The sequence below is a fragment of the Pelagibacterium sp. genome (assembly GCF_035555455.1).
GTDB lineage: Bacteria > Pseudomonadota > Alphaproteobacteria > Rhizobiales > Devosiaceae > Pelagibacterium.
In genome coordinates this window covers 128176-134175 of the sequence record NZ_DATMGM010000062.1, presented here as the reverse complement: position 1 = coordinate 134175, position 6000 = coordinate 128176, and the positions used below count along the sequence as shown (strand labels likewise).

Genomic DNA, 6000 nt, shown 5'->3' with positions numbered 1-6000 from the left:
GCGGTGACGCGGTGTTGAAATGCTCCGGCAGGGGATCGTGGAACATTTTCGGATCGAGTTCATAGGGCTCGCGGTTCACGTCCAGGTAAGCGCGGGGAAAATTGGCCCGGAGCAAAGGCAGCCCCATATGGGGTGCCCTGCCGAAAATCTCATCGACATAGGCATCCTCGGATTGGCGGATCATGGTCTCGTCGAGACGTGAAAGCCGCAGAAATCTCTCGGGGTAGTCCCGGCCGGAATGGGGCGAGTTGATGACGATTGGGGCGACCTGACGCCGCGGGCGGATCGTCTCGAAGGCTGGCCTGTCGGAGTAGTCTGAGTGCACGCACACCCCCGGATATCGCGTGGCCGGGCTGGCCGGATCAGCCAGAGTTTGCATCGGGTTGCGCCGCTTGTCCACAAAGGCAAGGCCCCAATGCGCGATTGTGACTGTTGCACAGCCTCTGGGTTTCGTAAAACATGCGAATCGGAGCCTGTGTTGGCTCGTGCGATAGTGAAAGGCCCCTTCGCCGTTTTTTGAAAAGCGCCGGGGAGGGTCATGGATTTGATGTGTGGACGTACACAACCGGCCGAATACCTCGGCTCCGGTTGCGAGCGTTCCAGGACCACGCCCGGGGGCCATTCGAATGAACCGGATTTTGCTGGCGGAAGACGATGCGGATATGCGCCGGTTCCTCACGCGCGCGCTCAAGAGTGCCGGATATGATGTCGTTTCTTTCGACAATGGCAAATCGGCCTATGAGCGGCTGCGGGAAGAGCCGTTCACCTTGCTGTTGTCCGATATCGTGATGCCCGAGATGGACGGGATCGAGCTGGCGCGCCGCGCCACCGAACTCGATCCCGATCTCAAGGTCATGTTCATCACCGGCTTTGCCGCAGTAGCGCTCAACCCTGACAGCGAAGCCCCCAAGGGCGCCTCCGTGCTCTCCAAGCCGTTCCACCTGCGCGACCTGGTCGGCGAGGTCGAGCGCCTTCTCGCCGCCTAGAAGAACGACGCGGGGACAATTGGGCAAAAGCCTATTGACCTGGGCGGGGGTTATGTGGTGTATCCGGCCTGCGCGCCGCCTCCGTCGGAGCGCCATCCAGAGTTAGTGGGCGTATAGCTCAGCGGGAGAGCACTACGTTGACATCGTAGGGGTCACTGGTTCAATCCCAGTTACGCCCACCACTCTCTGGTCCTTCTCCATTCGAGAGGGGTGCCCGTCAGGGTAAGTTTCGCGAGGCGCCGTCAGCAAATGGCGGAATGCCCGGCGGGTGTGTAGCTCAGCGGGAGAGCACTGCCTTCACACGGCAGGGGTCACTGGTTCAATCCCAGTCACACCCACCATCTAATCTATTGAAATTATTGCATTTTATTTTCGCATCACGGGTGTGCAGACAGTGGGCCTTGGTTTAATTGAGCCAGAGAGGGTCAAAATTCGAGGGCAGGGGCGCCTTCTTGAGGTATTTTGGAGAGTACCGAGCATCCACGCGGCCCGTGATCCTAGAGTCCGAATGCCCGAGGTTCCGCTCCCCGACAACGCCAAGTCGGATTTGCTCCCTTCCGAAATCCACCCGATCCCAGATCCGTTGCAGGATGGCAGATTTGCGTCCGGCGGTGGATAGCGCCAGCACCATGTACAGCCGGATATGCGGCGCGCTGCACGCATCAAGGAGCTTTGAGAACTCCCTTCGCGTCAGATGCCGATCTCGCGGTGGCGGCTGACCAACAGGGTATCGAGCAGGTTTACCGAGATTGCGGCTATTGTGGCACCGATCAAGGTGAGTCCGGCGCGCTGCAGGAAGGCGAAGGTGGGGTCGGAAGAGGCGAGAGCGCTGCCAATCAAGGAAATCATGATCGACGCGGCGTCCTGATACACCATGGGGTTGAAGCGACCGACGATCATCTTGTTAGCCAGCCACAAAACGATCAGGAAAGTCAGACTCAACAACACCACCAGATGGCCGCTGAGCGTTAGCGCCCCCAGCACCAACAGTGACAGGGTGCCCCCTAATGTCGCTGAAAAGCTCCGTTGGCCCAGTTCGCGCCAGACTTCGTCGCGCGTGGAAAAGACCAGCACGAACATCCCGGCCACAGCCAGCATGACATTGCCGAAATCGAGGATCGTGTAGAGGTAGAGCGAGAAAACCGTCATGATGCCGGCGCGGATCAGGGCGCGGGTTACCCGGCCATGCTGCTCGGACGGCACGTACTCATCAACGTTCATGACCGTGGTCTTTACCGGCAGCAGAAAATAAAGCAGCGGCGCAAATATCGCGACGCATAGCACAGCCTTGGTCATTTCGCTGCGCATATAGGTCATCGCATCATACGAGCCCAGCCCCATGATCGACATCAGGGCCGCCGACACGATGAACAGCATTCCCATGGCGCTTCCGGTCACCTGAATGAGGTAGAAGCCGAAAAAGTAAACCGCAGCCATGACGGTGATCAGCGTTGCGGGCATTTGGTTGAGCAGCGCCACCGGCACCGACATCAGCCACAGCATTGCTGAAAAAGCCACCGGCGCGCCCAGAACGCGTCTGATGTCGAATGCCTTGCGATTTCCCGCCGTGAGCGAAAACATCATGATGGGAAACAGCATCGCCATTGGCGATTGCAAGATCATGCCGATGCAAAAGCCGAGGGTGGGCAGGAGCGCCAGCCTCACGGCAAACAGCGGGTCGTCGGCGATCTCCGGACGTGGCGCTATGAACATGGCAGAAAATTCCTAATAGAGATAGGAGAGGTAGGACTGAACGACCTGAAGTCCACGCGCTATCCATGAGACCGGATTGTTCGGTTCGACTGCGAAAATCAGCGCGCTGGCCTTGGAACCGACCCGCACATTGTCCGGCCATTGGGTCTCGTCATCGAGTTCGAGCTGAACGGGAATGGTGCGTGCTGGCTCAAACCAGCGCGTGGCTGGCCTGTTCTGCGACAAGCCATTGGCCGCCATGCGTCCCGCGTCGATTCCCCACGCGATACCCCGGACCTTGCCGCCGAACGTCCGGCCCGGAACCGCGTCGAACAGGATACTGGCAGTATCGCCGACCGAGACATTGGCCAGTTGATTGGTAATCCTCCCCGTTTTAACGGGGCGCGACCGTAGAACTCACGCGGCCATTTTCAGCTTCATGGCGGGTGTGACGCCGCCGATGCCCATGTTCGGGCGTTCGTTGTTGTAGGTCCATAGCCATTCGGTAGCGATCTGCTGCACCTCCTCGATGGTTTCAAAGATGTAGAGGTCGAGCCATTCGTGCCGGACCGTCCGGTTGTAGCGCTCGACATAGGCGTTCTGCTGCGGCTTTCCGGGCTGGATGTAGGTCAGGGCGATGCCCTGCTTCTCGGCCCAGATTGTCAGCGTGGCACTGACGTATTCCGGGCCGTTATCGACCCGGATCGCCAGCGGTTTGCCGCGCCATTCAATGATCTGGTTCAGGGCTCGGACGACCCGCTCGGCGGGCAGCGAAAAATCGACCTCGATACCCAGCCCCTCGCGGTTGAAGTCGTCCAGCACATTCAGCAGCCGGAACTGCCGCCCGTCGGCCAGCCGATCGGCCATGAAATCCATCGACCAGACCAGGTTCGGGGCTTCTGGAACTGCCAGTTCATCGGGCTTCTCCCGCTTCAGCCTGCGCCGCGGCTTGATCCGCAGGTTCAGCTCCAGCTCGCAGTAGATCCGGTGGACCCGCTTGTGGTTCCAGACATGTCCCTTGACGTTCCGCAGGTGCAGAAAACACAGGCCGAAACCCCAGGTCTTGTGGGCATTCGCCAGCCCGACCAGCAGATCGGCAATCATCTCGTTCTCGTCGTCACGCTTCGGACTATAGCGAAAGCAGGTCTCGCTGACGCCGAACGCCCGGCAGGCCAGCGCGATGCTGACCCCCTTCGTCGCCACCGCCTTCTCGGCCAGCTCCCGGCGCTGAGCTGGCCGCGTCACTTTTTTCCCAGAGCCTCTCGAAGCAGATCGGCCTGCATGCTGAGATCGGCGAACATGCGCTTCAGTCGCCTGTTCTCATCCTCGAGGGCCTTCATCTGGCTCATCATGGATGCATCCATGCCGCCAAACTTCGCGCGCCATTTGTAAAACGTCGCGCTGCTGATCCCATGCTCGCGGCAAAGCTCGGAAACGGGCAGCCCGCCCTCCGCCTGGCGCAGCACGCCCATGATCTGGGCTTCGGTGAAACGGCTCTTCTTCATCGGAATCTCCTCGTCCATCTTGCCGAGAAAATTCTACCTTCGCATCCCCTTAACCACGGGGAGGATTACCGATTTTCCCGCAAGTCGACAACAATCCAGCGCTGGTCGCTTTCAATGAAGGTAAGGGCCGGGGAGCCGGCATTGACGAATTGTCCAACGGCCATTTGCAGATTGGTGATCACGCCATCGGCAGGGGCAGTCACGGTCGCAAACTCGCGATTGAGCAGTGCCTGTTCGAGCTGGACGCGCGCTGCCTCCACCTGTGGTGTGGAGTGCTCGCCTGCTCCCGACTGCAGCCTTGCCGCGCTGAGCGCAGCCCGAGCGGCTTCGAGGGAAGACTGCGCCGATGTGAGTTGCAGTTCGGCGGCGTCGAGTTGGGTGCGCGGCAGCAATCCGCGTTCGAACAGTGCGCTTGTGCGCTCCATCGTCGTGCGATTGTGCTCAAGGTTGGCCAATGCCTGCTCCACCTGCGCCTCGGCACCAGTGAGGTTAACGGTCGAGGCATCAGCGGCCAGGATGGCTTGTTCGAGGGCCAGTTCGGCTTGTCGGACCGCAAGGTCGAAGGATGCAGGATCGAGGGCGAACAGCCTGTCTCCTAATTTCACCCGCTGGTTGTCGGCAACGAAAATTTCGGAGACCTGCCCTGGCACCCGCGCTGCCATCTGGGTGGTCGATGCGGCGACGGCTCCCGACGAACTCCCCGGCGCGATCAGGTCGGAGGCCACGTGCCAGGCAAGGCTGGTCGCAAACACCAAAAGCACGAACATTCCCACCTTTCCGGCGGGATTCTTGCTGGCCTTTTCAGGTTGCGGTGTCTCGGTGGTGGGGGCAGGCTGGCTTGACACTGCTGGCTCGAATGACTGGATTTCGGCGCGAGACAATTCGGGCTCCTGTTGCATACGGTCTGGGGTTAGGATAAGTCGATTGAAATAATTCTTGATGGTGGAGATACTTTATGAACGAGCAACAATCAAGGCCCGACACGCCCGATCGTGAAAATTTGCTGCTGAATGTGGGAACGGCGCTGCAAGCGATGATCCAGGGTCTGGACCTCGCTCGCGAAAAAGCTGCCAAGGTGCAGAAACTGCACCCGACCGATATGCGTTGTTTGGGTTATCTCGATCGCGCGGGGCATTCGGTCAGCCCCAAAACCATCATTTCCGCGATCGGACTGTCGTCGGGATCGGGCACCGCGCTACTCGACCGGCTTGAGGTTGCCGGCTACATCAGACGCACACCCAATCCGCAGGATCGCCGGTCAGTACTTATTGAACTCGACCGCAAAGCGGCAGCCGAACCCATCGGGCAATACCGCCGCATTGAAGAGGCCTATCGCACAGCGACAAGGAACCTCAGCGATGGCGATCTGCGCACCATCGCTCACTTTCTCAGCGATATGAGCGACATCTCAAACGCTCTGTTTGAGATCGACACCGCGTGAGCGGGCTCCGCGCGCAGCCCGCGCGCGATTTCGACCAGGGATGACTCTAATGAGCGTTCTGGAGCCGGGGCGTCAGGCTGGCCTGCTTACGCTTCAGAAACGGGTCATTGAGGAACGTGCCGAAAGGGAAAAATGAGGCGATAGTCGTTCGCGCCCATTCCAGCGGTGTGAAGCCCTTGCCCCATAGGGCAAAAACCATGGCTATCAAATAGATGATGAAGGCCCCGCCATGGATGGCGCCGGTTGGCGGCACCAGTCCCGGCTGATCGAAAAAATACTTCAGCGGCATGGCGACAAAAAACAGGGCGAGGGTGGTGATGCCCTCCACGAGGGCAATGAAGCGAAATATCTTGAACATGAATCGAGCTTTCGCCTT

General features: G+C 59.6%; 8 protein-coding genes and 2 tRNA genes. 4 read left to right on the top strand and 6 right to left on the bottom strand.

The annotated features are described in order from the left end of the window. A partial coding sequence (locus VNS12_RS12250) for an N-formylglutamate amidohydrolase (RefSeq protein WP_325488124.1) occupies positions 1-379 on the bottom strand: 379 nt, incomplete at its 3' end. Between the two features lie 247 nt (positions 380-626). Between VNS12_RS12250 and cpdR the strand changes: the two genes are divergently transcribed. The 3 genes from cpdR to VNS12_RS12235 all read left to right on the top strand — a co-directional run bounded on the left by cpdR (position 627) and on the right by VNS12_RS12235 (position 1327). After that, positions 627-986: a cell cycle two-component system response regulator CpdR gene (gene cpdR, locus VNS12_RS12245; RefSeq protein WP_325488123.1), complete on the top strand. Its 360-nt coding sequence runs from the start codon at positions 627-629 to the stop codon at positions 984-986. A gap of 107 nt (positions 987-1093) precedes the next feature. Then, positions 1094-1168: transfer RNA gene (locus VNS12_RS12240), tRNA-Val, on the top strand. 84 nt (positions 1169-1252) lie between these two features. Beyond that, positions 1253-1327, top strand: a tRNA-Val gene (locus tag VNS12_RS12235). 349 nt (positions 1328-1676) lie between these two features. Here the strand turns inward: VNS12_RS12235 and VNS12_RS12230 are convergent. The 4 genes from VNS12_RS12230 to VNS12_RS12215 all read right to left on the bottom strand — a co-directional run bounded on the left by VNS12_RS12230 (position 1677) and on the right by VNS12_RS12215 (position 5064). Further along, a complete protein-coding gene (locus VNS12_RS12230; protein WP_325488122.1) occupies positions 1677-2699 on the bottom strand; it encodes an FUSC family protein in 1023 nt (340 codons plus the stop codon). Between the two features lie 12 nt (positions 2700-2711). Continuing rightward, a complete protein-coding gene (locus VNS12_RS12225) occupies positions 2712-2939 on the bottom strand; it encodes a hypothetical protein (RefSeq protein WP_473964702.1) in 228 nt (75 codons plus the stop codon). Positions 2940-3095: 156 nt separating this feature from the next. Next, a protein-coding gene (locus VNS12_RS12220) for an IS3 family transposase (protein ID WP_155802411.1) occupies positions 3096-4183 on the bottom strand; the annotation gives its coding sequence in 2 pieces (ribosomal slippage) (positions 3096-3934 and positions 3934-4183; 1089 coding nt in all). A 65-nt stretch (positions 4184-4248) separates the two neighbouring features. Beyond that, complete coding sequence (locus tag VNS12_RS12215) at positions 4249-5064, bottom strand: HlyD family secretion protein (protein WP_325488121.1); 816 nt, start codon at positions 5062-5064, stop codon at positions 4249-4251. 74 nt (positions 5065-5138) lie between these two features. Between VNS12_RS12215 and VNS12_RS12210 the strand changes: the two genes are divergently transcribed. Further along, a complete protein-coding gene (locus VNS12_RS12210; protein WP_325488120.1) occupies positions 5139-5624 on the top strand; it encodes a MarR family winged helix-turn-helix transcriptional regulator in 486 nt (161 codons plus the stop codon). A 46-nt stretch (positions 5625-5670) separates the two neighbouring features. On the opposite strand, the gene VNS12_RS12205 is transcribed toward VNS12_RS12210, so the two are convergent. Then, positions 5671-5982, bottom strand: a complete 312-nt coding sequence (locus VNS12_RS12205) for a DUF3817 domain-containing protein (RefSeq protein WP_325488119.1) — start codon at positions 5980-5982, stop codon at positions 5671-5673. Positions 5983-6000 lie beyond the last annotated feature (18 nt).